Below are 24237 nucleotides of genomic sequence, written 5' to 3' on the forward strand. Positions count from 1 at the left end.
GCCCGGTTACATTCCGAACCCGGAAGCTAAGCCTTTCAGCGCCGATGGTACTGCAGGGGGGACCCTGTGGGAGAGTAGGACGCCGCCGAACAATCTTTCAGGACCCTTGGTCCCAGCGTTCACGCTGGGACCAAGGGTCCTTTTTGTTTTTCCGAAGCGCGCCGAACAGGTCGGTGCGTGAGAATGAATGCAGTACCGAAGACAGGAGTCACGTCGATGTCCACCAACTCTTCCGACGATCGTTCGGAGCGCCGGCCGCAGCGGCGCGACGACGGCGACCGCGGTGGTTTCCGGCGTGACGACCGCGGGCCGCGCGGTGACAACCGCGGTGACAACCGCGGTGACAACCGCGGAGGTTACCGACGTGATGACCGGCCGTCCGGTGGCGACCGCGGTGGCTTCCGTGGCGGGGACCGGCGCGATGACCGTGGCGGTGACCGTGGTGGTGACCGTAGGGACGACCGGCCGTCCGGCGGGGACCGTGGTGGCTTCCGCGGTGGCGACCGGCGGGACGACCGTGGCGGTGACCGCGGTGGTTTCCGTAGGGACGACCGTGGGCCGCGTCGGGATGACCGTCCCTCCGGTGGTGACCGCGGCGATCGTGGTGGGTTCCGTCGTGATGACCGGCCGTCGGGTGGCGATCGTGGTGGATTCCGCGGTGGCGACCGGCGCGATGACCGTGGCGGTGACCGTGGTGGGTTCCGGCGTGACGACCGTCCCTCCGGCGGCGACCGTGGCGGTTTCCGGCGTGATGACCGGCCGTCCGGTGGTGACCGCGGTGGATTCCGTGGCGGGGACCGGCGCGATGACCGTGGTGGCGACCGTGGCGGGTTCCGTAGGGACGACCGTCCCTACGGCGGTGACCGGCGGGACGACCGTGGCGGTTTCCGGCGTGATGACCGGCCGTCGGGTGGCGATCGTGGTGGGTTCCGTGGCGGGGACCGGCGGGATGACCGTGGTGGCGACCGTGGTGGTTTCCGTAGGGACGACCGGCCGTCCGGTGGCGATCGTGGTGGGTTCCGGCGTGATGACCGGCCGTCGGGTGGCGACCGCGGTGGGTTCCGTGGGGGCGACCGTCGGGACGACCGCGGTGGTGACCGCCGTGATGACCGCCGTGATGACCGTGGTGGGTTCCGTCGCGATGACCGTGGGCCGCGTCGGGATGATGAGCGTGGTGGCGGGTTCCGGCGTGAGGAGCGGGGCGGGGATCGTCCTGGGTTCCGTCGGGATGACCGGCCGTCCGGTGGTGACCGCGGGGGATTCCGTGGCGGGGACCGGCGTGATGACCGGCCCTCCGGTGGGGACCGTGGTGGGTACCGCGGGGGTGACCGGCGCGATGACCGTGGCGGGGATCGGCGGGACGACCGTGGTGGGTTCCGGCGGGACGACCGGGGGCCGCGTCGGGATGACCGGGGTGGGTTCCGGCGGGATGACGAGCGTGGCGGGCGCCGGCCGTACGGGGGTGGCCGGGGGCGGGATGACCGTCGTGACGAGCGGCGGGACCGGGACCGGGAGCCGATCAAGCGGCTGCCGATTCCGGAGGATGTCACCGGTGACGAGATCGACAAGGATGTGCGTCAGGAGCTGCTGAGCCTGCCGAAGACGCTGGCCGAGGATGTCGCCAAGAACCTGGTGATGGTGGCGAAGCTGCTGGACGAGGACCCGGAGCAGGCGTACGGGTACTCGCGGGTGGCGCTGCGGCTGGCGTCCAGGGTCGCGGCGGTGCGGGAGGCCGCGGGCTTTGCGGCGTACGCGGTCGGCAAGTACAGCGAGGCGCTGGCGGAGTTCCGGGCGGCGCGGCGGATGACCGGCAGTGTGGAGCTGTGGCCGGTCATGGCGGACTGCGAGCGTGGTCTCGGCCGTCCGGAGAAGGCGATGGCCATGGCCGGTGAGCCCGAGGTGCAGAAGCTCGACAAGGCCGGACAGGTCGAGATGCGGCTGGTCGCGGCGGGTGCCCGGCGGGACATGGGCCAGGCGGACGCGGCGGTGGTGACGCTGCAGAGCCCGGAGCTCGCGTCGAGTGCGGTGCACCCGTGGACGGCACGGCTGCGGTACGCGTACGCGGATGCGCTGCTGGCGGTCGGGCGTGAGGACGAGGCGCGTGACTGGTTCGCCAGGGCGCTGGAGGCCGACCAGGGGGGCACGACGGATGCCTCGGACCGGCTCGCGGAGCTGGACGGCGTGGAGTTCACCGACGCGCTGGAAGACGACGACGAGCTGGACGGTGCCGACGAGCTGGACGGTGGCGAGGAGCTGGACGGTGGCGAGGACGACGGTGCGCAGGGCGAGGCGGGTCCCGCGAAGGACTGAGCCGGTCGTCGGTGTGAGCTGATGTGACGCATGAGGAAGGGCGGGACCCCGTGGTGGGGTCCCGCCCTTCTGCGTGTGGGGGGAAGGTCAGGAGGCCGGGGCGTAGGGGGCGAGGGGGTTGCGGAGGGTGCCGATGAGCTGGAGGGCGCCCGCGGGGTCCTGGAGGTTGACCATCTCCTGGTTGTTGCGCAGCTGGAGGCGGTTGAGGCAGGAGAGCGCGAACTCGTCGGTGAACAGGTTGTAGCGGTCGAACTTGTCGGTGAGGTGGGGGTTGGCCGCCTGGTAGTCGGTGACGCAGGCGGCGACCGTGCGCCAGAAGGTGTCCTCGTCGAGGGTGCCGTGGTCGTCGAGGGTGCCGTGGTCGTCGAGGGTGCTGCTGAGGAAGCGGAAGAAGCAGTCGAAGACGTCGGTGAAGACGGACAGGAGTTTCTTGTCCTCGGGGACGTCGGCGCGGATGCGTTCGACGGTGGGCGGCAGGATCGCGTCCGGGTCCATGACGGCGATCTCCTCGGCGATGTCCTTGAAGATCACGCGGGCCACGGCGCCGTCCTCGATGACCAGGATGGCGTTCTCGCCGTGTGGCATGAAGACCAGGTCGTAGGCGTAGAAGGCGTGGAGTACCGGTGTGAGGTAGGCGTCCAGGTAGCGGCGGAGCCAGACGGCGGGTTCCAGGCCGGATTCCTCGATGAGGGCGGCGGCGAGGGAGCCGCCGTCGTCGTCGGTGTGGAGGAGGGAGGCCATGGTGGCCAGGCGCTGGCCCGGTTCGAGGGTGGGGACGGGGCTTTCGCGCCACAGTGCGGCGAGCATCTTCCGGTACGGGGAGCCCTTGGCGGTGGCGGCCTCGTACTGGCGGTGGTGGTAGCCGATGGCGGCGCGCTCCCGGATGATCGAGAAGCGGGCGGCCCGGAAGGTGTCGTCGGCGTCGATCAGGCGGGCGAGCCAGTCGTTGATGGCCGGGGTGGCCTCCATGTAGGACGCGGACAGGCCGCGCATGAAGCCCATGTTGAGGACCGAGAGCGCCGTTTTGACGTAGTGCTTCGTGGGGCTGGTGGTGTTGAAGAAGGTGCGGATGGACTGCTGGGCCAGGTAGTCGTCGTCGCCGGGGCCCAGGCACACCAGGTGCTGCTGGGCGACTTCGGCGGCGAAGGTGACGGAGAGTTTGTTCCACCACTGCCAGGGGTGGGTGGGGAAGAAGTAGTAGTCGGCCGGGTCGAGGCCGAGGGTGGTGAGGGTCGCGGTGAAGCGGGTGCGGGTCGCGTCGGTGAGTTCGTCGCGGATGAGGGTGTCGTAGTCGAGGCCGGTGCCCGCGGTGAAGGTGGCGTGGTCGCGGCGGGCGGCGAGCCAGATCAGCCGCAGTGGGGCCGCGCTCTCCGGGGCGTAGGCGTGGTACTCGTGGATGCCGAAGCCGAGCCGGCCGTTGTTGGCGACGAAGCAGGGGTGGCCCTCGGTCATCCCGGTCTCGATGGCCTGGAAGGGCGCCTTCGCGAGCTCGGCGGCACTGGGCCGGCCGGCGGCGAGTTTGTAGGCGGTGCCGGAGAGGGTGGAGCTGATCTCCTCCAGGTAGACCGGGAGGATGTCCTCGGCGAGGCCCAGGGAGTCACGGAGTTCGATGAAGAACGCCAGGGCGTCCAGGGGGAGTTCGCCGTGGTCGCGGTGCCGGGTGATGCTGTCGGCGTCGATCTGCCAGTGGTCCAGCGCTCGTCTGCGGGCGGCGAAGCGGTACTCGGTGCCGTCGTCGTCGCTGCGGACGGCGTAGTGGCCGTCCTGGGGCAGGCGCTTGGGGGTGAGCAGCCGTTCGTGGGCGAACTCGGCGAGGCCCTTGCGGATCAGCAGCCGGTTGGCGCGGGCCCACAGGCCGGGGGTGAGGTGGGCGACGGCGTCCCGGGCGGAGAGGTGCGGGGTGCCGTCGGAGGGGGCGGTCATCGGTGGTCTCCTCGGGTGGCCAGGAACTGGTCGCGGGTGCAGAGGCTGAGGTAGGCGTCTTTGGAGGGGAGCGAGACGGTGCGCAGGATCTCGAAGCCGACGGCCTTGTTGAGGGCGTGGACGGCGGTGTTGCGGGCGTCGGGCTCGACGACGACGCGGTGGGTGGCCGGGTCGGCGAAGAGCATCTCCATGACGGTGGTGATCACGGCGAGGGTGAAGCCGTGCACGGGGGTGTCGGTGGGCGCCGACAGGAAGTGCATACCGACGTCGCCGGGTTCGGCGGCGTGGATGCCGACGAGTTCGCGGTGGGCGGGGTCGTAGCGCTCCACGAGGAAGGCCGGGGTGCCGTTGTGCAGGCCGAGGAAGGCGTCGTGGAAGGGGTCGGCGGCTATCCGCGTGAATTCCTTCTCGACGGCGGCGAGGTCGCAGTCCTGCATCAGCCAGAAGGCGGCCTTGGGGTGGGTGACCCAGCGGTGCAGCAGTTCGGCGTCGCCGTACGGGTCGACCGGGCGGAGCGAGAACTCCCCGAGCGCGGCGTCGGTGCGGGTGAAGAGGGGGGTGCTCATGCCGGCAGCTCCATGGGGTGGTGCGGGCCGGCCGGGGCGGCGAACTCCTGGAAGGCGATGGTCTTCTCGACCGGGTAGTACTCGCGGCCGAGCAGCTCGCGGATGATGCATGCGTTGCGGTAGGCGGCCATGCCGAGGTCGGGGGTGACAAAGCCATGGGTGTGCAGCTCGGCGTTCTGCACGAAGATGCCCTGGCCGGTGGTGTCGATGCTGTAGTTGCGCGCGACGTCGTAGCGGCCGGCGTCGTCCCAGACGATGCGGTCGCGGACGGGCGAGAGGAAGTCCGGTACGCGGTAGCGGTAGCCGGTGGCGAGGATCAGGCCCTGGGTGTCGAGGGCGAAGTCCGTGCCCTGTTCCTCCTGGCGCAGGCCCAGGGTGTAGGTGCCGGACGTTTCGTCGTAACTTGCCTGCTGCAGCGCGGTGTTGGTCAGGAGCCGGGTGCGGACCGGGCCGGCCAGGTTCTTCTGGTAGAGCAGATCGAAGATGTCGTTGATCAGCTCGGAGTCGATGCCCTTGTAGAGGTGCTTCTGGGTGGCGTTGAGGTGGTCGCGGGTGGCCGGCGGGAGGGCGTGGAAGTAGTCCACGTACTCCGGGGAGGTCATCTCCAGCGTGAGCTTGGTGTATTCGAGGGGGAAGAAGCGGGGGGAGCGGGTGGCCCAGGTCAGGTGGTAGCCGTGGCTGTCGATGTCCTGGAGCAGGTCGAAGTAGATCTCGGCCGCGCTCTGGCCGCTGCCGATGAGGGTGATGCTGTCCTTGGCCTGGAGGGCGGCCTTGGCGTCGAGGTAGCCGGCGTTGTGCAGCAGATCACCGCCCAGTCCGCGGCAGGACTCCGGGATGTGCGGCGGGGTGCCGGTGCCCAGGACGAGCCGGCGGGCGCGGAAGGTGTGGCGTTCGCCGGTGGGCAGCTGCTCGGCGTGGACGACGTAGAGCTCTTCGCGCTCGTCGTACTCGACGGTGGTGACCTGGTGGGCGAAGCGGACGGAGTCGAGTTTGCCGGCCGCCCAGCGGCAGTAGTCGTTGAACTCGGCGCGCAGCGGATAGAAGTTCTCGCGGATGTAGAACGAGTACAGCCGTCCCGATTCCTTCAGGTAGTTCAGGAACGAGAAGGGGGAGGTGGGGTCGGCGAGGGTGACCAGGTCGGCCAGGAACGGCACCTGGAGATGGCTGCTGTCCAGCATCATGCCGGGGTGCCAGTCGAAGGACGCCTTGTTGTCCAGGAACAGGCCGTCGAGTCCGTCGACCGGTTCGGTCAGGCAGGCCAGGCCCAGGTTGAACGGGCCGAGGCCGATGGCGATGAAGTCGTAAGGGGCGGACACAGAGTCTCCGATGGGGGCGGTCGGTGGGGGAGGGTCAGCGCGCGCTGAGTGCCGGCCGGGACTGCTCGGCGAGGAAGCGGCCGGCGTGCTCGGCGATCAGATCGAGGACGGTGGCGATGTCCTCGAGCGTGGTCTCCGGGTTGAGCAGGGTGAACTTGAGGTAGTGGCGGCCGTCGACGACGGTGCTCGCGACGATCGCCTCGCCGGAGGCGAACAGGGCTTCCCTGGCGTGCAGATTGACCCGGTCGCTGAGCTCGGGGTCCTGGTCGGTGGTGGGGACGTACCGGAAGACCAGGGTGCTCAGCTGGGGCTCGACGATGACATCGAAGCGGGGGTCGTCGTGCAGCAGTTTCCAGGCGTCCGCGGCCCGGTCGACGACCTCGTCGAAGAGTTCGCCGACGGCCTGGGCACCCATGATGCGCAGGGTGAGCCAGAGCTTGAGGGCGTCGAAGCGGCGGGTGGTCTGGATCGACTTGTCGACCTGGTTGGGGATGCGCTGCTCCACCATGCGGCGGGGGTTGAGATAGTCCGCGTGGTAGGTGACATGCCGCAGGGTGGCGCGGTCGCGGACCAGGATGGCGCTCGAACTGACCGGCTGGAAGAAGGACTTGTGGTAGTCGACGGTCACCGAGTCGGCGCGTTCGATACCGGACAGCAGGTCGCGGCGGCGGGAGACCAGCAGGCCGCAGCCGTACGCGGCGTCGACATGCATCCAGGCGCCGTACCCGGCGCACAGGCCGGCGATCTCGGGGAGCGGGTCGATGGAGCCGAAGTCGGTGGTGCCGGCGGTGGCGACGACGGCCATGGGTATCAGGCCGTCGCGTCGGCAGCGCGCCAGTTCGGCGGCCAGTTCGTCGGTGCGCATCCGCTTGTTCTCGTCGCTGGGGACGGCGATGACGGCCTCCGCGCCCATGCCGAGCAGGGTGGCCGACTTGCGGATGCTGAAGTGGCTGCATTCGGAGGTGAGGATGCGCAGCCGGGGCAGTACGTCGGTGAGCCGGGTGGCGGGGGTGCCGTCGCGGGACAGCTCCCGGCGGCAGGCCTCGTCGCGGGCGAGCAGCATGGCCTGGAGGTTGGACTGGCTGCCGCCGCTGGTGAAGATGCCGTCGGCCGCCTCTCCCAGGCCGATCCGGCCGGCCGTCCAGTCGATCAGCCGGCGCTCGATGAGCGTGCCGCCCGCACTCTGGTCCCAGGTGTCCAGGGAGGAGTTGACGGCGGAGAGCACGGCCTCGCCGACGAGGGCGGGGATCACCACGGGGCAGTTGAGGTGCGCGAGGTAGCGCGGATGGTGGAAGTAGACGGCGTCGCGGAGGTAGACCTCTTCGAGCTCGTCGAGCGCGGCGGTCGCGTCGTGCAGTGGTGCGTCGAGGTCGACGCCGGAGACGGTGGGGGTGAGACCGTCGACGGTGATACCGGTGAACGGGCGGGCGGTGCCGGCGATTTTGGCGCTGATCCGCCTGACGCTCTCGGTGACCGCGCTGTGGTAGCGCTGGGCCGTTCCGTTGGTGAGCAGATACGCCCGGTTGTCGGCCGGGTCCTCGGCAGAATGCGCGAGGAGACTCATGAAGATGTCCTCCCTGGTGCGGACTTGACCACGTCCTGCGCAGGGCGGGGCGTGCGCAGGGGCAGGGAGAACCCCGCCCGGCGACGTAGTGAGGTAAGCCTAACCTAACTGCGTCGCCGAGTGGAGTGGAGGTGCCGTGGCGGCGGCCGCTGGTGCCGGAAGGTCAGTCCTCGGTGGCGTCCAGGGTGCGCAGGACCAGGCCCGTGGCGGGCTTGGGGCCGAAGGAGGTGGACTTCCGCGGCATCGTCACACCGTGCTCGGCGAGTTGGCGGACCGTCTCCTCGGAGGTGGCGCGCATCAGCACGGCCGTGCCGCCGTGCCGGGCGGCCTGCTCGACGGCGGCTCCAGTGTGATGCAGATAGCCGATGTCCGACGGGTGGTCAGGGATGTGCCAGACCTCGTCCAGCAGGACGGAGTGCAGCACGGTGGCGTCCAGCTGCCGCCAGACCTCGGGCCGGTCGCGGCGGATCGTACGGTCCAGCAGGCCGGGATCGGGGCGGTCCAGGAGGTGGAAGGAGTCCGGCCCGCCGGCGAGGACGAAGGCGGTGCCGGGCGTCTCCTCCAGGGCCTCCATAGCGGCGGACAGCTCACCCGGGAGGGCACGGGCACGGAAGGCGCCGGCCAGGTCCGCCAGCGCCTTGGCGGGCGGCAGATGGGGCAGCACGCGGTGGATCGCGCGGACCTGGAGCGGATAGCGGGCGGTGTCCACCAGCAGCACCAGACCGGAGGCCCAGGGGGAGCCGGCGGTGGCGCCGGGCTGCTGCTCGTACAGCCGCTGGTAGGTCGCCCAGCGGTGATGGCCGTCGGCGATCAGGGCCTGCCGGCGGGTGAGGTCGTCGTCGATGGCGGTGAGGTCGGCGGGGTCGGTGACCGCCCACAGGCGGTGCGCGAAGCCGTCCTCCGTAGTGGTGGAGAGCAGCGGCTCACCCTCCACCACGCGCTCGATGACCGCGGTGGCGCCGGTCGAGGTGCCCTCGCCGCGGTAGGAGAGCAGCAACGGTTCGAAATTCGCGGCCGCCGCGCGCATCAGGGCGGCCCGGTCCTCGACCACCTCGGGAATGACGCCCTCGTGCGGCAGCACCGGACCGTCCAGGCGCAGCGCCCCGATCAGCCCGCGCTGCAGCACCTCACCGGCGCGCTGCTCGTAGACGTACAGCGCGGGCTCGGCGTCCTGCGTCAGCACGCCCTCGCTGCGCCAGCGGTGCAGGGTGTCGGCGGCCTGGCGGTGGCGGGTGGTGGGGTCCGCGGCGTGCGGGAGGATCAGCCGCACGATGTTGTACGGATCGGCGGTCTCCAAGTGGCGCACGCCGTCCGGCCGGACCACCACGTCGTACGGCGGAGACATCACGGCAGTCAGGCTGCTGACCCGCTCCCGGGCGTATCGCAGTCCGCGGAACGGGAGGAGGCGGAGGCCGTCGGTACTGGTCATTGAAGAATGCTATGCCGCCGGACAGATGAGGGAAGATCGGGGGACAGCCCCTGCGTGGCTGGAAATGCCGGTATGCGTGAGGCGGAGAACGGCGGGCCCGGCGGCGCGGTGAGCGCGCCCCGCCGGGCGGCGGATCCCTGGGTACGACGCGTGGAGCGAGGAGCGGGACGGGATGAACGAGCAGGTTCGCAGGCAGCCGGACGGGTGCCGGCACGCGCTGAGCGAGGCATATGACACCGCGCTGCTGGATCTGGACGGAGTGGTCTACGCCGGCGGACAGGCCATCGAGCACGCCGTGGAGTCGCTGACGCGCGCGCGGGAGGGCGGCATGCACCTCGCCTATGTGACCAACAACGCCGCCCGGACCCCGCAGGCCGTCGCTGACCAGCTGTCCGGTTTTGGTCTGCCGACCGGTCCGGACGATGTGATCACCTCGGCGCAGGCGGTGGCGCGGCTGATCTCCGAGCAGGTGCCGTCGGGCGCACGGGTGCTGGCCATCGGTGGCGAGGGGCTGCGGGTGGCGCTGCGCGAGCGCGGTCTGGAGCCCGTCCGTTCCGCGGACGACGACCCGGTGGCCGTGGTGCAGGGCTTCGACCCCTCGCTGGACTGGGAGCGACTGGCGGAGGCCGCGTACGCGGTGCAGCGCGGGGTGCCCTGGTTCGCGTCCAACACGGATCTGACGATCCCCAAGGAGCGCGGGATCGCCCCCGGCAACGGGGCGTTGGTGGAGATGGTCCGGATCGCCGCGGGCGGCACACCGCAGGTGGCGGGCAAACCGCAGCCGCCGATGCACCGGGAGACGGTGCTGCGGACCGGTGCGCGGCGGCCGCTGGTGATCGGCGACCGGCTCGACACCGACATCGAGGGGGCCTACAACGGCGAGGTCGACTCGCTGCTGGTGCTCACCGGCGTCACCACACCGGCCGAGCTGCTGGCCGCCCCGCCGCAGCACCGCCCCGCCTACGTGGACGAGGATCTGCGCGGGCTGCTGACCCCGCAGCCGGAGGTGACCGCGGCCGACGGCGGATTCCGGTGCGGCGGCTGGCGGGCCGAGGCGGCCGGGGACACGCTCCTGGTGGAGGGCGAGGGCACGCCGGTCGACGGGCTGCGGGCGCTGTGCGCGGCGGCCTGGACGGCTGCGGGAGACGGCAGTTACGGGGCGGACACGGGGAAGGCGCTGGCGCGGATCGGCAGGTGAGGCCCGGCGCCCGGGCGTGTCCGACGGGGTGGCTCAGTCCTCCTCGGGCGTCGCCGGGCCGGCCGTCAGCTCCGCGAGCAGGTCCTCCTCGGAGGCCCCACGGCGCCAGTAGCCGGTGAACTTGACGGCCCTGCGGTCGATACCGCGCTCGCGGACGAGGTGCCTGCGCACCGCCTTGACGGTGCCGGACTCGCCGGCGATCCAGGCGTACGGGGTGCCCTCGGGAAGTTCGGCGGCGCGCAGGGCGTCGAGCACCGGCTCGCGCCGCGCGGCGGTCGCCCCGTCCCGGACGAGCCAGGTGATGTCGGTGTCGGCGAACGACGGCAGCGGCTGCCGGTCGTCCTCGTGCGCGATCTCGATCCAGACCTTGGCGCGGGTGCCGGGGGAGAGCCAGGACAGGATGCCGGCGATCGCGGGCAGCGCCGTCTCGTCGCCGGTGATCAGGATCCAGTCGGTGCCGGCCGGCGGCCGGAAGTCGACACCGCCGTTGTCCTCGACGGCCGGGGCGAGGACGGTCAGCCGGTCGCCGGGACGGGCGTGGGCGGCCCAGCGGGAGGCGGGTCCGCCCGCCAGGGGAGAGGCCCCCGGCCCGGCACCGTGCAGTGCGAAGTCGACATCGAACTCCCGTGGCTCATGGCGCTGTTCGCGGATGGTGTACGAGCGCATCATCGCCCGCTCGGCCGGGTCCTGCGCCCGCCAGGCGGTGTACCAGCCGTCGCCGGTGTCGTCGAAGACCGGCCGGTCCTGGTGGGGCTGCGGGAGAAAGAGCTTGAAGCGCTGGTCGCGACCGCCGGAGGCCAGCTCGGCCAGCCGTTCGCCGCCGAAGGTGATCCGCACCACGGAGGGGCTGACCCGTCGGGCCCGTACGACGTGCACATCGAAGAAGCGGAACGGTGCGGTGGCGGGGGCGGCGGTCGTGGTCATGTGGGGGAACCTCCCGGGACGGTGCGGGGACTGTTCGGTCTGGTGGAGCGGTGGCTCTCGGGTGCTGAGGTGCTGAGGTGTGAGGTGTGGGGGTGCTGAGGCGCTGAAGTCTGGAGGTGTGGGGGTGGTGCCGCGGTGGACCGTGGTGGCCGGGGGTGTGGTGTGCGGCCGGTGTCCGGCGATCCACCGCGGCCGTACGTCAGTTGGCCTTCTTAGCGCCCTCGATGGCCTTGGCGAGCGACTCGATGAGCGGGGCGGCGCCCGCGTAGGAGAAGCGCGGTTCGCTCGACCACGGGGTGATCTGGCCGGCCTTGACGGCGGGCAGCTTGGCCCAGGAGGGCTTGGCCGCCAGCTCCTTGGGCTGGAGAGTGGCGGTCCGGTTGTCCAGCAGGAGCACATCCGCCTTGTACTTGTCGGCGTTCTCCCAGCTCAGGCTCTCGAAGTAGCCGCCCTTGTCCAGGTGGTCGGGGACGATCAGATCCACGCCGAGGGACTTGTAGTACATGAGGTCGGCGTTGATGCCGGGGTTGGATGTGTAGAAGAGGTCCGGGCTGCCGGAGCAGGCGAGCACCTTGACCGGGTGGGACTTGGCGGCCTTGCGCAGCGCGGCGGAGGCCTTCTCGAAGCGGGCCTTGGCGTCGGTGACCTTCTTGGCCCGGAGGTCGGCGCCGAGCGACTTCGCCAGGTCGGCGTAGCGCTCGATGATCTTGAGGAGCGGGACCCGGGCCGAGGTGATGGCGACGGACTTCGCCAGCGGGGTGATCTTGTCCTTGCTGTCGTCCGGTACGAACCACAGCGCGCCCGGCTCGTACATGTTTGTGACCAGCAGATCGGGGCGCAGGGACGCGTACTTCTCGACGTTGAACTGGTTGTAGGCGTTGCCGATGATGGTGACCTTGTCGACATCCAGGTCGCCGGCCTGCGGGTCGGGCTTGCCGTTCTTGAGCTTGGTGGGGCCGAAGACACCGACGATCTGGTCGTCGATCCCGAAGTCGTGCAGGGCGGCCGCGGTGCCGGTGAAGGCGACGATACGCTGAGGGGCGTTCTTGAGGGAGACCTGCTGCTTACGGTCGTCGGTGAAGGACCAAGGGCCGTTCTTGGCATCGTTGTTGGCGCCCCCCGAGCCCTTGTCTCCGCCGCATGCGGCCAGCAGGGCGCCGATGCCGACGGCGCCGCCCGCGGCCAGGATGCCGCGACGGGACGGAGTGAGGTTTGGGGAGGCGCTCATGGTGGGTGCACTTCTCTCTGGGAGGGGCTGCAAATCCGATGTGAGGATAGGCTAACCTAACCTTCGTGTTGGTTGACAGTCCCCCTGAAGCAGCAACGGCTCCGGACCCCGTGACGCCCCGGCGGCGCCCTCTCCTGCGCTCCGCGGGGCTGGTGGTCTCGGTGGCCGTCCTGGCCGTCATCGTCGTCCTCGGTATCGCCGTCGGCGCCAAACAGATCCCCCTCGACCAGGTGTGGCACGGGGTGTTCCACTACTCCGGTTCCGACACCGACGTGGTCATCCGCGATGTCCGCTTCCCGCGCACCCTGCTGGGCCTGATCGTCGGCGCCGCGCTCGGCCTGGCCGGCACGGTCATGCAGGCGCTGACCCGAAATCCCCTGGCGGACCCGGGTGTTCTCGGCATCAACGCCGGTGCCTCGGCCGCGGTCGTCTCCGCCATCAGCTTCTTCGGCATCACCTCGCTGACCGGCTATGTGTGGTTCGCCTTCGCCGGTGCCGCGGTGGTCAATGTCGCGGTGTACGTCCTCGGCGGCACCCGGGGCGCCACGCCCGTACGGCTCGCCCTGGCCGGCGCCGCGCTGACCGCCGTCCTCGTCGGTTACATCAACGCCGTCAATCTGATGGACACCGCCGCGCTGGACAAGATGCGCTTCTGGACGGTGGGTTCGCTGGCCTCGGCGACCCTGCCGACGGTCACCGGGATCGCGCCGTTCCTGGCGGTGGGCGGCGTCCTCGCGCTGCTGATCGCCCGGCCGCTGAACGCCATCGCGCTCGGCGACGACCAGGCGCGGGCGCTGGGCGCACGGCTGACCCGCACCCGGGTGCTGGCGATGCTCGCCGTCACCCTGCTGTGCGGGGGGGCGACCGCCGCCTGCGGCCCGATCGTCTATGTGGGCCTGATGGTTCCGCATGCCGTACGGGCCATCACCGGGCCCGACATGCGCTGGATCCTGCCGTACTCCGCGGTGCTCTCACCGGTCCTGCTGCTCGGCGCGGACGTCCTCGGCCGGGTCGTGGCCCGGCCCGGTGAGCTGCAGGTCGGTATCGTCACGGCCGTCCTCGGCGGCCCGGTCTTCATCTATCTCGTACGACGTCGGAGGATGGCCCAGCTGTGAGCGCGACCGTGAAGTCCGGCAAGGGCACGGGGCCCGGGGACGAGAACATACCGGCGGCGGCCCGGCGGGTGCGGGCGGTGCGTACCAAGAGCGGCCTCTCGCTGCGCCTGGACGTGCGCGCCACGGTGGTCGGACTGCTGCTGCTGGCCGTTGCGCTGGCCGCCGCCATCGCCCTGATCGGCTCCGGCGACTACCCGATGACGCCGGCCGAGGTGCTCGCCGCCCTGACCGGTGGCGGGGACGCCGGCCAGCAGTACATCGTGCACGACCTGCGGCTGCCGCGGGTGCTGGTGGGGCTGTTGGTCGGCGCCGCGTTCGGGATCTCCGGGGCGGTCTTCCAGACCGTCTCCCGCAACCCGCTGGGCAGTCCGGACGTCCTCGGCTTCGCCCAGGGCTCGTCCGTCGGCGCCCTGGTCGCCATCGTCTACTTCCAGGCCGGGGCCTTCGGGGTCGCCGCCGGAGCGGTGGTCGGCGGGGTGGGCACCGGTATCGCCATCTTCCTGCTCGCCTGGAAGCGCGGCATCCACGGTTACCGCTTCGTGCTCGTCGGCATCGGCGCGAGCGCCATGCTCTACGCGTTGGTGCTCTTCCTCATGACCAAGGCGAACATCGTCGAGGCGACCCGGGCCACCACTTGGATGACCGGTTCCCTCAACGGCCGTGACTGGGACCAGGTCCAGCCGCTGGCCGCCGTCTGCGCCGTCCTCGTCCCGCTGCTGCTGTTCCACGGGCGGCCGCTGCGGATGCTGGAGATGGGCGATGACGCCGCGTATGCGCTGGGCGTACGGGTCGACCGGGTCCGGATCGTGGTGCTGCTGGCGGCGGTGGTGCTCGTCGCCGCGGCCACCGCGGCGGCCGGGCCGATCTCCTTCGTCGCGCTCACCGCACCCCAGGTCGCCCGCCGGCTGACCCTCCCGCGGTGGCTCAAGGGCGGGGGAGGCGCCCCCATGCCCGGTCCCAATCTGGTGCTGTCCGCCCTCATGGGCTCCGTGCTGCTGGTCGCCGCGGACTGGGCGTCACAGCGGCTCTTCGGCGCCGACCAGCTGCCGGTGGGGGTGCTCACCGGCGTCCTCGGCGGCGGCTATCTGCTGTGGCTGCTGGCCGCGGAGCGCAAGGCGGGCCGGGTATGAGCGGCCGGCTGTTGACAGCGGCCGGCCGGGCCGGGCGACGGGCGCCGGAGGGCGGCGCGGCCTGTACCGGGCGGGAATCGCGTGCGGGCCGGAGGGCGGTGCCGCCCCTGACGGGCGACGGCGCGGCCGGTGCCGGGCCGGACCACAGCAGTGACACGACAACCCCAGGAGTTCCGAAGTGAGCCGTCTCACGGCCGAGAACGTCACCCTCGCCTACGACCAGCGGGTCATCGCCGAGAACCTCTCGGTCGCCATCCCCGACCATTCCTTCACGGTCATCGTCGGCCCGAACGCCTGCGGTAAGTCCACGCTGCTGCGCGCGCTCTCGCGGATGCTCAAACCAGCCAGCGGATCGGTGCTGCTGGACGGCGCGGCGATCTCCTCGCTGCCGGCCAAGAAGGTCGCCAGGACGCTCGGGCTGCTGCCGCAGTCCTCGATCGCCCCGGATGGGATCACCGTGTCGGACCTGGTGGCACGCGGCCGCTATCCGCACCAGGGGCTGCTGCGGCAGTGGTCGCCCGAGGACGAGCGGATCGTCGAGGAGTCGATGGCGGCCACCGGGGTCGGCGAGCTGGCCGACCGCTATGTCGACGAGCTGTCCGGCGGGCAGCGGCAGCGGGTGTGGATCGCGATGGCGCTCGCCCAGCAGACCCCGCTGTTCCTGCTGGACGAGCCGACGACGTATCTGGACATCCAGCATCAGATCGAGGTGCTGGACCTGTGCGCGGAGCTGCACGAGGAGCAGGGGCGCACGCTGGTCGCGGTGCTGCACGACCTCAATCACGCAGCCCGTTACGCGACGCACCTCATCGCCATGAAGGACGGTGCGGTCGTCGCCGAGGGCGCGCCGGCCGACATCGTCACGGCGGAGCTGGTGGAACAGGTCTTCGGGCTCGGCTGCCAGATCATCGAGGACCCGGAGACCGGTACCCCGCTGGTCGTCCCGGCCGCACGCAAGTCCCGCAACGGCGGCTCCCGAGCCGACCGGACGGCGGCGGAGAAGGCACCTGCGACGGCGGGCTGAGAAAGCGGCCGGTAGGAGCGGGGGAGCGCGGGGAGTCGTGTGGGGGAGAGGGGGAGTGGTGGGGGAGGGCGGGAGAGGGAGCGGGGAAGTGGTGGGGGGAGAAGTGGTGGGGGGAAGTGGCAGACGGGGCGATGAGCGGGGCTGCGGTCGGCGGGGCGCGGCGCGTGGGGTGCGGCCGACGGGACGTGACTGGGCGGGCTGCGGCGGACGGGACGTGACTGGGCCGGCCTGCGGAAGACGGGGTGCGGTGAGCGGGGTACGGCTGACGAGGGTGCGGCGAGTGGGGGTGCGGCCGACGGGGCGCGATGTGCCGTCCTGCGGCCGACCCAGGGTGCGAGGAGTGGGGCTGCGCCGATAGGGGCGCCCTCGGGCGGGGCTGTTGTTAGAGCAGCGTCCTGAGGCGCAGCAGGTCGCGCAGGCCGGCCTCCAGCTTGACGCGGCCGCTGCCCCAGGCCTTGGCGAAGTTCAGCTCTCCGTCCACCAGGGCCACCAGGTCGTCGCCGGCCATGGACAGCCGGATCTCGGCCTTGTGCGGGGGCGGGCCGGGCACGCTGGTCACATCCTGGATGGTGCCGTCGGCCAGCCGCCCGAGGAAGGTCACCTCCAGGTCCGTGATGCGGCAGCTGAGTGAGCGGTCGAACGTGGCGGCGCGGCGGACGCTGCCGTCGGCAGAGGACAGGTTCTGGGCCAGCCGGTCGAGAGCGGCGCGGCACTGGTCGAGGGTTGCCATCGTGATCGACGATACGCCAGGTCGGGGACGGCTCGTTCGTCCTCGACCGGCTTCGCCGAGGTAGCGTCGGGGGCATGGAAGAGCCGACGTCCGGCCCGGAGCCGGAGGCGCCCGCGGAAGCCGCGCCAGGGGAGCCCACGGAGCCCACGGAGCCCGGGGAACGCGAGGGCAGCGGAGCCGTGAGCACCGCGGGAGGCCTGCTGTCCGGCCTTGTCGGGCCGGACAGTGCCGCTGAACCGGGCGGCCAGGGCCGGCCGGGCACCACAGCCGGAACGGAGGGGCACGCCGAGCCGCAGCCGATCGGGGTGGGAGTGACACCGACCGGTGAGGCCGCGGTCGATGCCGGGCTGCGGCGCCTCGCCGACGCCGACCACCTCCCCGCGAGCGGACACCTCCAGGTGTACGAGGATGTGCATCGTGGGCTGCGCGATGTGCTGGCCGGTCTCGACCAGCACCCCGGGCCGCCCGCGCCTTCTTCGACTTTCTCGACGCCGCACGACAACAGGAGCTGAACCACAGGTGGCAGGAGTGGCACGACGCCGACTCGATGCGGAGCTGGTGCGCCGCAAGCTGGCCCGTTCGCGCGAGCACGCGAGCCAGCTGATCGCCGCAGGCCGGGTGACCGTCGGCGGGGCGACCGCGACCAAACCGGCCACCCAGGTGGAGACCAGCGCGGCCGTGGTCGTCCGCGAGGACGAGAGCGATCCCGACTATGTCTCGCGCGGCGGGCACAAGCTCGCCGGAGCGTTCGCCGCCTTCGTCCCGCTCGGCCTGAAGATCGAAGGCCGCCGGGCGCTGGACGCGGGCGCCTCGACCGGTGGCTTCACCGATGTCCTGCTGCGGGCCGGCGCTCGTCATGTCGTCGCCGTCGACGTCGGATACGGACAGCTCGCCTGGTCGCTCCAGAGCGACGAGCGGGTCACCGTGAAGGACCGCACCAACGTACGTGAATTGACGCTGGAACAGATCGACTCGGAGCCTGTCGACCTCGTCGTCGGCGATCTCTCGTTCATCCCGCTCGGGCTCGTACTGCCCGCGCTGGCCCGCTGTGCGGCGCCCGACGCGGATCTGGTGCTGATGGTCAAGCCGCAGTTCGAGGTCGGCAAGGAGCGGCTGGGCAGTGGTGGGGTGGTGCGCAGCGCGGAGCTGCGGGCCGAGGCCGTACGCGCGGTCGCCGACCGGGCCGCCGCACTGGAATTTGGCGTACTTGGCGTAACTGCGAGCCCACTGCCTGGACCTTCCGGGAATGTCGAGTACTTTCTGTGGCTGCGCGCCGGGGCGCCTGCACTCGACCCGGCGGACGTCGACCGTGCAGTGGCGGAGGGGCCTCGTTGACCACTACTCAGGCAGTTGAAGGCAGCGCAGCACACGAGAACACCGGAGCCGGGCGGACGGTTTTCCTGCTCGCACACACGGGCCGTCCCGCGGCCATCCGCAGCGCCGAACTCGTTGTCCAGGGGCTGCTGCGCAGCGGCATCGGGGTGCGGGTGCTGGCGGAGGAGGCGGCGGATCTGCCGCTGCCGTCGTCGGTCCAGCGCGTCGATTCCGAGCAGTGCGCCGCTGAGGGCTGCGAACTCCTGGTGGTCCTGGGCGGGGACGGCACGCTGCTGCGCGGCGCGGACTTCGCCAGGACGTCCGGGGTGCCGATGCTCGGCGTCAACCTCGGCCGGGTCGGCTTCCTCGCGGAGGCCGAGCGCGATGACCTCGACAAGGTCGTCGACCGGGTCGTCACCCGCGCTTACGAGGTCGAGGAGCGGATGACGCTCGATGTCCTCGTCCGCAACAACGGCAATGTCGTACACACCGATTGGGCCCTGAACGAGGCGTCGGTGGAGAAGGCCGCACGGGAGCGGATGCTGGAGGTCGTGACCGAGGTCGACGGCCGGCCCGTCTCGCGCTTCGGGGGCGACGGGGTGGTCTGCGCGACCCCGACCGGTTCGACCGCGTACGCCTTCTCGGCCGGCGGGCCGGTGGTCTGGCCCGAGGTCGAGGCCCTGCTGATGGTCCCGATCAGCGCCCACGCCCTGTTCGCCAAGCCGCTGGTCACCTCGCCGCGTTCCGTGCTGGCGGTCGAGGTCCAGCCCAAGACCCCGCACGGCATTCTGTGGTGCGACGGCCGCCGCAGTGTCGAACTCCCCGCGGGTGCCCGCGTCGAGGTCCGCCGCGGCGCCGTACCCGTACGCCTGGCCCGTCTGCACCATGCCTCCTTCACGGATCGTCTGGTCGCCAAGTTCGCCCTCCCGGTGGCGGGGTGGCGGGGGGCGCCGCACTAGGGATCCTGTCCTGGCCCATCGGCGAAGGGGCCCGTGGCCACCGTTGCCCTTTGCCCTGTGCCCGTGTGCGAGGAGACCCTCGGCGCGGGCGCGGGCGCGGGCGCGGGCGGGGGCGGAGCCACGTGGAGTGCAGAGCTCCCTGCCCGTGCCTCGGTGCCTCTCTGCCTCAGGACCTCGGGTGCGTCCATGTGGTCGCCGGGGCCGGCGGCAGCCGGTGCCGAGCGTGCGGAGCGTTGCGGAATCGCGGCGCTGCCGGGCGGCGGCCCGCCCCCTCATCGAGGCATTCGCGATGATCGACATTGCGAATGTCGACATATGGATCCAGTTGCGGAGCCGAGTGACGGTCGGGCCCGCCGCGGCGCCGCCGGCCGCCGTCGCCCGGCCCGCGGCGGGCGGCACGCTGTCCGCGGCGGACGGCAGGCTGTCCGCGCCGGTCGGGATGAGGAGCGTCATCGATACGCCGCCAATCGCTCGCGCACCCCGCGTGGCCACCGCTGTCTTGAGGGAAGCGGGACGGTGACCGTGCCGCCTCGCATACGTCGATCCGCTGGACATGAGCACACCTTTCGTTCCGGACTGTGATCAGCGTGACGGCTGAGCGTGATCGCGCACCATGCGGAATCCCTCAGTTTTTTGATGCGGTTTTCCGCAGGGTCGGGCAGCGGAGTGAGGGGAGGCCGTCGCGGGGCGGCCCCCGGACCTCGTAAGGTCGTATCCGTGTTGGAGGAGATGCGGATCCGGTCCCTGGGTGTCATTGACGACGCCGTTGTCGAGCTGTCCCCCGGCTTCACGGCGGTGACCGGGGAGACGGGCGCGGGCAAGACCATGGTCGTCACCAGCCTCGGCCTGCTGCTCGGCGGGCGCGCCGACCCCGCCCTGGTGCGGATTGGCGCCAAATCGGCGGTCGTGGAGGGCAGGATCAGCGTCGGCCCCCACACCCCCGCCGCGGTACGGGCCGAGGAGGCCGGAGCGGAGCTGGACGACGGGTCGCTGCTGATCAGCCGCACGCTCTCCGCGGAGGGCCGTTCGCGCGCCCATGTAGGCGGCCGTTCCGTACCGGTCGGCCTCCTGGCGGAGTTGGCCGACGACCTGGTCGCCGTACACGGCCAGACCGACCAGCAGGGGCTGCTGCGGCCGGCCCGTCAGCGCCAGGCCCTGGACCGCTACGCCGGGGACACGGTCGCGGTCCCGCTGGCCAAGTACACCGCCGCTCACCGCCGGCTGCGCGCCGTCGCCACCGAGCTGGACGAGCTGACGACGCGGGCCCGCGAACGCTCACAGGAAGCCGATCTGCTGCGCTTCGGCCTCGACGAGATCGCGGCGGCCGAGCCACAGCCCGGCGAGGACACCGAACTCGCCGCCGAGGCGGAGCGGCTCGGTCACGCCGAGGCGCTGGCCTCCGCCGCGGCCGTCGCGCACGCCGCGCTGGCCGGCAACCCCGAGGACCCCGAGGGCGTCGACGCCACCACCTTGGTCGCCGGCGCACATCGCGCGCTGGAGGCCGTACGCAGCCATGACCAGGAGCTCGCCGGGCTCGCCGAGCGGATCGGCGAGATCGGCATCCTGATGGCGGACGTGGCGGGCGAGCTGGCCAGCTACGCGGACGGCCTGGACGCCGACCCGTTGCGGCTGGCCACGGTCGAAGAGCGCCGCGCCGCGCTGAACCATCTGACCCGCAAGTACGGTCAGGACATCGCGGCGGTGCTGGCCTGGGCCGAGGAGAGCGCCGGCCGGCTCGCCGAACTGGACGGCGACGACGACCGGATCGGTGAGCTGACCGCAGAGCGGGACGCACTCCGCGCCGAACTGGGCGAACTGGCGCAAACGTTGACCGATGCCCGTACGGCCTCGGCGAAGCGTTTCGCCGACGCGGTCACCGCCGAACTCGCCGAACTCGCCATGCCGCACGCCCGGGTAACCGTCGAGATCCGTCAGACCGAGGTCGCCGAGGACGCCGACGGCATCGAGGTCGGCGGCCGCACGGTGGCCTACGGACCGGCCGGCGCCGATGAGGTCGAACTTCTCCTGGCCCCGCATCCGGGCGCACCGCCCCGGCCGATCGCCAAGGGGGCGTCCGGAGGCGAGCTCTCCCGGGTGATGCTCGCCGTGGAGGTGGTCTTCGCCGGCTCCGACCCCGTCCCGACCTACCTCTTCGACGAGGTCGACGCGGGGGTCGGCGGCAAGGCGGCCGTCGAGGTCGGCAGGCGGCTGGCCAGGCTCGCGAAGTCGGCGCAGGTCGTGGTCGTTACGCACCTCCCGCAGGTCGCCGCGTTCGCGGACCGGCAGTTGCTGGTGGCGAAGACGAACGACGGGTCGGTCACCAGGAGCGGTGTCACGGTCCTGGAAGGCGAGGAGCGGGTCCGCGAGCTCTCCCGGATGCTGGCCGGCCAGGAGGATTCCGAAACGGCCCGCGCGCATGCCGAGGAGCTGCTGGAGACGGCGCGTACGGGCAGCTAAGAAGTGGCGCCTGCCCGGGGCACATCGGTCTTCTCGCCTGCCACCGGACGCCGGGGGCGTCGTTCCCGAGTGACCGGGCGACGCTCGCCTCTAGGGTGACCGGAGTCGAGCACAGCAGGGTGCCGGGCGAGGGGAGTGGCATGGTGACGGTGGCAGGCAGCAGGGCGCTGGGGCGGATCTCGGCGCTCCTGGGGGCGGCAGGCGCGACCCGGGCCGCGTGCACGGCGCTCAGGAAGCGGCCGCCGGGCGGTGCCGTCCTGTGGGAGCGGAAGAATTACGCCGGCCGGATCGTGGATCTGCACGCGGGCCTCGCCACGGCCACCGGTACCGCTCTCGCCGCCGTCACGGCACCGGGGCTGCCCGCCCGGAACCGGGCCGCCACGGCGCTGGCGGTGCTGGCCGCCGGGGGCTGCGGCGCGTACGACGACGTGTTCGGTGCCAGTGATCCACGCCGCGGATTCCGGGCGCACCTCTCGGCGCTCCGGCAGCGAGAGGTCACCAGCGGGGCCGTGAAGCTTCTCGGGATCGGCGCCGCCGGGCTCGCGGCCGGTGCCCTCCTCAAGGAGCGCCCGGCCGACAAACTGCTGGCGGGCGTGGTGATCGCGGGCTCGGCCCATCTGGTGAACCTCCTGGACGTCCGGCCGGGCCGGGCGGCCGGCGCCGTACTGGCCATCGGCGCACCCGGGCTGCTGCGCCGCGGTCCGGCGGGCGTGCTGTCCGCCGCGCCCATGGGGGCCGTGGCCGCCGTCCTCGGCGACGACCTCGGGGAGCGCACGATGATCGGGGACGCCGGGGCGCACGCCCTCGGCGCGGCGCTCGGTCTCGCCATCGTGACGGGCAACGGCCGCCGCGGCCTGGCCGCGCACGCCGCCGGGCTGATCGCTGCCGCGGCAGCGGGCGACCGCGTCAGCCGGGCGGCCGCAGCGCTCTGAGGCCTGGCCGAAGGCCGCCCGTCCGGGGGACCCCGCCCCATGAGGGAGCGCAGCGCGTCTGGGGGGAGCGCAGCCCGTCCCTGAGTACGCGCCGCAGGCCCGGCACCCACCGCTCAGCGCTCCGGTCCACTGTGGGCCCTGCACCGGGCAGGCCGGGCCTCGCCAAAGTCCGCCCTTGGCAAAGCCGGGGCTTGGCAATCCGGGACCTTGCAAGCCTGGCCTGCCAAGGCCCGGCCTTGCAGGCCCACCCCACGGGAGCGGGGGGGCCTGAGCGCCCCACCGACCTGCCCCCACCACCGGAGCGCCGCAGGGGGCGAGCGATCCCGGTCATGGCACTTCACCAGCCATGCACGCACAGGGCAGTCATTCCCGACAGCTCCCCTCACGCATCAACGCCTTATTCGGCCAAACACCGGCCGCGCTTCGAACGGCGGCGCACGCGCCCCGTAGCGCGGCGCAAGGCGCACTCCGGGGAGTGGGGTCACCCATAGGAGCCATTAACCCGCGCGGGCGGTTTGTCGCCCATGTGGGTGATCTGGTGGGCGCTGGGGTGAGACTTCCCACCGGAACGGCGGCCGGACGGTGGCGATTTGACCTTGCCGGGCTGGCATCCTGGGCGCGGTGCGCAGTCCCGGGCGCGCTCGCCGCGTCTTGCCCGTCCGCCGGGCAGGCAGGGCGGGCAGGTGGCCGCCGGGCACGTGCCGCAGCACAACGGACCGACCCGCCGGTACGTTCCCGCCACCCCCGATCCAGGAGCCCTCTCACGTGATCAGCACCCCGACCTCGGCGCACGGGTTGTCGCCGCTGCGCACGGTCCAGGTGCTCGGACGCGGCAGCGCCGGCAGCGCGGCGCACGTCCGCTCGCTGGCCGAAGGGCTGGTCGCGCGCGGGGTGCGGGTGACCGTCTGTGCCACGCCGGAGACCGAGGAGGCCTACGACTTCACCGGGGCGGGCGCGCGGTTCGTGCAGGTCCCTCCGCGGATGGACCCGGCGAGCGTGGCCGTGCTACGCAGCGCTTGCTGGGACGCCGACCTTGTCCATGCGCACGGCCTGCGGGCCGGGCTGCGGGCCTCGATGGCGTTGCGCGGACTGCGCGGCCCCCGGGGTGGTCGGCGGGTCCCCCTGGTCATCACCTGGCACACCAAGGCGCACATCGAGGGTGCGCGCGCCGGGGTGGTGCATCTGATGGAGCGGCGGGTGGCTCGGGCCGCCGCCGTCGTCCTCGGAGCCTGTTCCGATCTTGTGGACCGGGCGCGCGAGCGGGGCGCCCGCGATGCACGGCTTGCGCCGGTCGCGATTCCGCGCCCCCGGTCCGGCGGCACACCGGACGAATGCGAGGACCACGACCGGATGCGCCACAAGGAGCGCGCCGAACTGGGCGCCGTGGACCGCCCGTTGCTGCTGGCGGTGGGCCGTCTCGATCCGAACCAGGGCCATGATCTGCTGCTGGACGCGGCGCACGCCTGGTGCGCGCTCGACCCGCAGCCGCTGGTCGCCATCGCGGGGGAGGGTGAGCAGCGGACCGCGCTGCAGCGGCGGATCGATGTCGAGCAGCTGCCCGTCCAGCTGCTCGGGCGCCGCGACGACGTGCCCGAACTCCTCGCCGCCGCCGACCTGGTGGTGCTGCCCAGCCGGTGGGAGGCGCGCTCGCTGATCGCTCAGGAGGCGTTGCGCGCCGGGGTGCCGCTGGTCGCCACCGACACCGGAGGCACCCGCGAACTGGTCGGCCGGGCCGCGGCACTGGTCCGCTACGGGGACGCCGCCGCCCTGGCCCGTACCGTTCTTGCCCTCCTCGCCGACCCGGCGCGGCGGGATGCGCTCGCCGTGGCGGGCCGCGCCCAGGCGGCCGGCTGGCCCAGTGAGAACGACACCGTCACCCAGGTCCTCAGCGTCTACGACGAGTTGACCCAGCCGATTCAGCCGGTCTGACCCCATACGGCCGGTCCGGGGCGGCAGGTTCAGCCCAATCAGCCCATTCACCCCTTTCAGTCCATTGAGCCGGTCCGGCCAATACGGCCGGTCCAACCGCTCCAGTTGCTCCGGCCGGTCCGGCCGGACCGGCCGTTCGGGCTCGCCCGCCTGTTTCTGCCGCCTGCTGCTTCTCCCGCCCGGCATCCC

The 24237-nt window shown here is 71.9% G+C and carries 20 protein-coding genes and 1 rRNA gene; 13 read left to right on the top strand and 8 right to left on the bottom strand.

Going from position 1 to position 24237, the window contains the following annotated elements; genetic code table 11:
• From rrf to AB0C46_RS37870, 3 genes are all read left to right on the top strand, one after another.
• Positions 1 to 91, top strand: a 5S ribosomal RNA gene (rrf, locus tag AB0C46_RS37860); the annotation flags it as partial.
• Positions 92 to 367: 276 nt separating this feature from the next.
• Positions 368 to 1591, top strand: coding sequence for a hypothetical protein (locus AB0C46_RS37865; protein WP_362833683.1), 1224 nt, complete (start codon positions 368 to 370; stop codon positions 1589 to 1591).
• Positions 1528 to 2310, top strand: a complete 783-nt coding sequence (locus AB0C46_RS37870; protein WP_362833684.1) for a hypothetical protein — start codon at positions 1528 to 1530, stop codon at positions 2308 to 2310. The genes AB0C46_RS37865 and AB0C46_RS37870 overlap by 64 nt, the downstream gene beginning before the upstream one ends.
• 87 nt (positions 2311 to 2397) lie before the next feature.
• On the opposite strand, the gene AB0C46_RS37875 is transcribed toward AB0C46_RS37870, so the two are convergent.
• The 5 genes from AB0C46_RS37875 to AB0C46_RS37895 all read right to left on the bottom strand — a co-directional run bounded on the left by AB0C46_RS37875 (position 2398) and on the right by AB0C46_RS37895 (position 9108).
• On the bottom strand, positions 2398 to 4233 hold the full coding sequence (locus AB0C46_RS37875; RefSeq protein WP_362833655.1) for an IucA/IucC family siderophore biosynthesis protein: 1836 nt from the start codon (positions 4231 to 4233) through the stop codon (positions 2398 to 2400).
• Positions 4230 to 4799 carry a GNAT family N-acetyltransferase gene (locus AB0C46_RS37880; RefSeq protein WP_362833656.1) on the bottom strand — a complete coding sequence of 190 codons (570 nt, stop codon included), beginning with the start codon at positions 4797 to 4799 and terminating at the stop codon, positions 4230 to 4232. The genes AB0C46_RS37875 and AB0C46_RS37880 overlap by 4 nt, the downstream gene beginning before the upstream one ends.
• Positions 4796 to 6115, bottom strand: a complete 1320-nt coding sequence (locus AB0C46_RS37885; protein WP_362833657.1) for a lysine N(6)-hydroxylase/L-ornithine N(5)-oxygenase family protein — start codon at positions 6113 to 6115, stop codon at positions 4796 to 4798. Before AB0C46_RS37885 ends, AB0C46_RS37880 begins: the two co-directional genes overlap by 4 nt.
• A 34-nt stretch (positions 6116 to 6149) precedes the next feature.
• The gene (locus AB0C46_RS37890; protein ID WP_362833658.1) at positions 6150 to 7679 is read right to left on the bottom strand and encodes an aspartate aminotransferase family protein; all 1530 of its coding nucleotides are present in this window, start codon (positions 7677 to 7679) and stop codon (positions 6150 to 6152) included.
• A 163-nt stretch (positions 7680 to 7842) separates the two neighbouring features.
• Complete coding sequence (locus AB0C46_RS37895; RefSeq protein WP_362833659.1) at positions 7843 to 9108, bottom strand: DUF1015 domain-containing protein; 1266 nt, start codon at positions 9106 to 9108, stop codon at positions 7843 to 7845.
• A gap of 172 nt (positions 9109 to 9280) precedes the next feature.
• Here AB0C46_RS37895 and AB0C46_RS37900 point away from each other — a divergent pair, with 172 nt between their 5' ends.
• Positions 9281 to 10306 carry an HAD-IIA family hydrolase gene (locus AB0C46_RS37900; protein ID WP_362833660.1) on the top strand — a complete coding sequence of 342 codons (1026 nt, stop codon included), beginning with the start codon at positions 9281 to 9283 and terminating at the stop codon, positions 10304 to 10306.
• 33 nt (positions 10307 to 10339) lie between these two features.
• Here the strand turns inward: AB0C46_RS37900 and AB0C46_RS37905 are convergent, their stop codons facing one another.
• On the bottom strand, positions 10340 to 11230 hold the full coding sequence (locus AB0C46_RS37905) for a siderophore-interacting protein (RefSeq protein WP_362833661.1): 891 nt from the start codon (positions 11228 to 11230) through the stop codon (positions 10340 to 10342).
• A 199-nt stretch (positions 11231 to 11429) separates the two neighbouring features.
• Positions 11430 to 12458 carry an ABC transporter substrate-binding protein gene (locus tag AB0C46_RS37910; RefSeq protein WP_362833662.1) on the bottom strand — a complete coding sequence of 343 codons (1029 nt, stop codon included), beginning with the start codon at positions 12456 to 12458 and terminating at the stop codon, positions 11430 to 11432.
• 65 nt (positions 12459 to 12523) lie between these two features.
• Between AB0C46_RS37910 and AB0C46_RS37915 the strand changes: the two genes are divergently transcribed.
• The 3 genes from AB0C46_RS37915 (at position 12524) to AB0C46_RS37925 (ending at position 15727) form a co-directional block, all read left to right on the top strand.
• Positions 12524 to 13573 (top strand): iron chelate uptake ABC transporter family permease subunit, encoded by a 1050-nt coding sequence (locus AB0C46_RS37915; protein WP_362833663.1) that lies wholly within the window; start codon positions 12524 to 12526, stop codon positions 13571 to 13573.
• Positions 13574 to 13620: 47 nt separating this feature from the next.
• Entirely contained in the window at positions 13621 to 14703 is a 1083-nt protein-coding gene (locus AB0C46_RS37920) for an iron chelate uptake ABC transporter family permease subunit (RefSeq protein WP_362833685.1), read from the top strand.
• Between the two features lie 178 nt (positions 14704 to 14881).
• On the top strand, positions 14882 to 15727 hold the full coding sequence (locus AB0C46_RS37925; protein ID WP_362833664.1) for an ABC transporter ATP-binding protein: 846 nt from the start codon (positions 14882 to 14884) through the stop codon (positions 15725 to 15727).
• A 382-nt stretch (positions 15728 to 16109) separates the two neighbouring features.
• Here AB0C46_RS37925 and AB0C46_RS37930 read toward each other — a convergent pair whose 3' ends face one another.
• Positions 16110 to 16457 (bottom strand): SCP2 sterol-binding domain-containing protein, encoded by a 348-nt coding sequence (locus tag AB0C46_RS37930; protein ID WP_362833665.1) that lies wholly within the window; start codon positions 16455 to 16457, stop codon positions 16110 to 16112.
• Positions 16458 to 16531: 74 nt separating this feature from the next.
• Between AB0C46_RS37930 and AB0C46_RS37935 the strand changes: the two genes are divergently transcribed.
• From AB0C46_RS37935 to AB0C46_RS37960, 6 genes are all read left to right on the top strand, one after another.
• Entirely contained in the window at positions 16532 to 16969 is a 438-nt protein-coding gene (locus AB0C46_RS37935; RefSeq protein ID WP_362833666.1) for a hypothetical protein, read from the top strand.
• A 7-nt stretch (positions 16970 to 16976) separates the two neighbouring features.
• Entirely contained in the window at positions 16977 to 17792 is an 816-nt protein-coding gene (locus AB0C46_RS37940) for a TlyA family RNA methyltransferase (protein ID WP_362833667.1), read from the top strand.
• Complete coding sequence (locus tag AB0C46_RS37945) at positions 17789 to 18730, top strand: NAD kinase (protein WP_362833668.1); 942 nt, start codon at positions 17789 to 17791, stop codon at positions 18728 to 18730. Before AB0C46_RS37940 ends, AB0C46_RS37945 begins: the two co-directional genes overlap by 4 nt.
• A 729-nt stretch (positions 18731 to 19459) precedes the next feature.
• Positions 19460 to 21187, top strand: coding sequence for a DNA repair protein RecN (gene recN / locus AB0C46_RS37950; RefSeq protein ID WP_362833686.1), 1728 nt, complete (start codon positions 19460 to 19462; stop codon positions 21185 to 21187).
• A 140-nt stretch (positions 21188 to 21327) separates the two neighbouring features.
• Entirely contained in the window at positions 21328 to 22119 is a 792-nt protein-coding gene (locus tag AB0C46_RS37955; RefSeq protein WP_362833669.1) for a hypothetical protein, read from the top strand.
• A 765-nt stretch (positions 22120 to 22884) separates the two neighbouring features.
• The gene (locus tag AB0C46_RS37960; RefSeq protein ID WP_362833670.1) at positions 22885 to 24048 is read left to right on the top strand and encodes a glycosyltransferase family 4 protein; all 1164 of its coding nucleotides are present in this window, start codon (positions 22885 to 22887) and stop codon (positions 24046 to 24048) included.
• Positions 24049 to 24237: the final 189 nt, after the last annotated feature.

It is taken from the genome of Streptomyces sp. NPDC048637 (assembly GCF_040650675.1).
Taxonomy (GTDB): Bacteria; Actinomycetota; Actinomycetes; order Streptomycetales; family Streptomycetaceae; genus Streptomyces.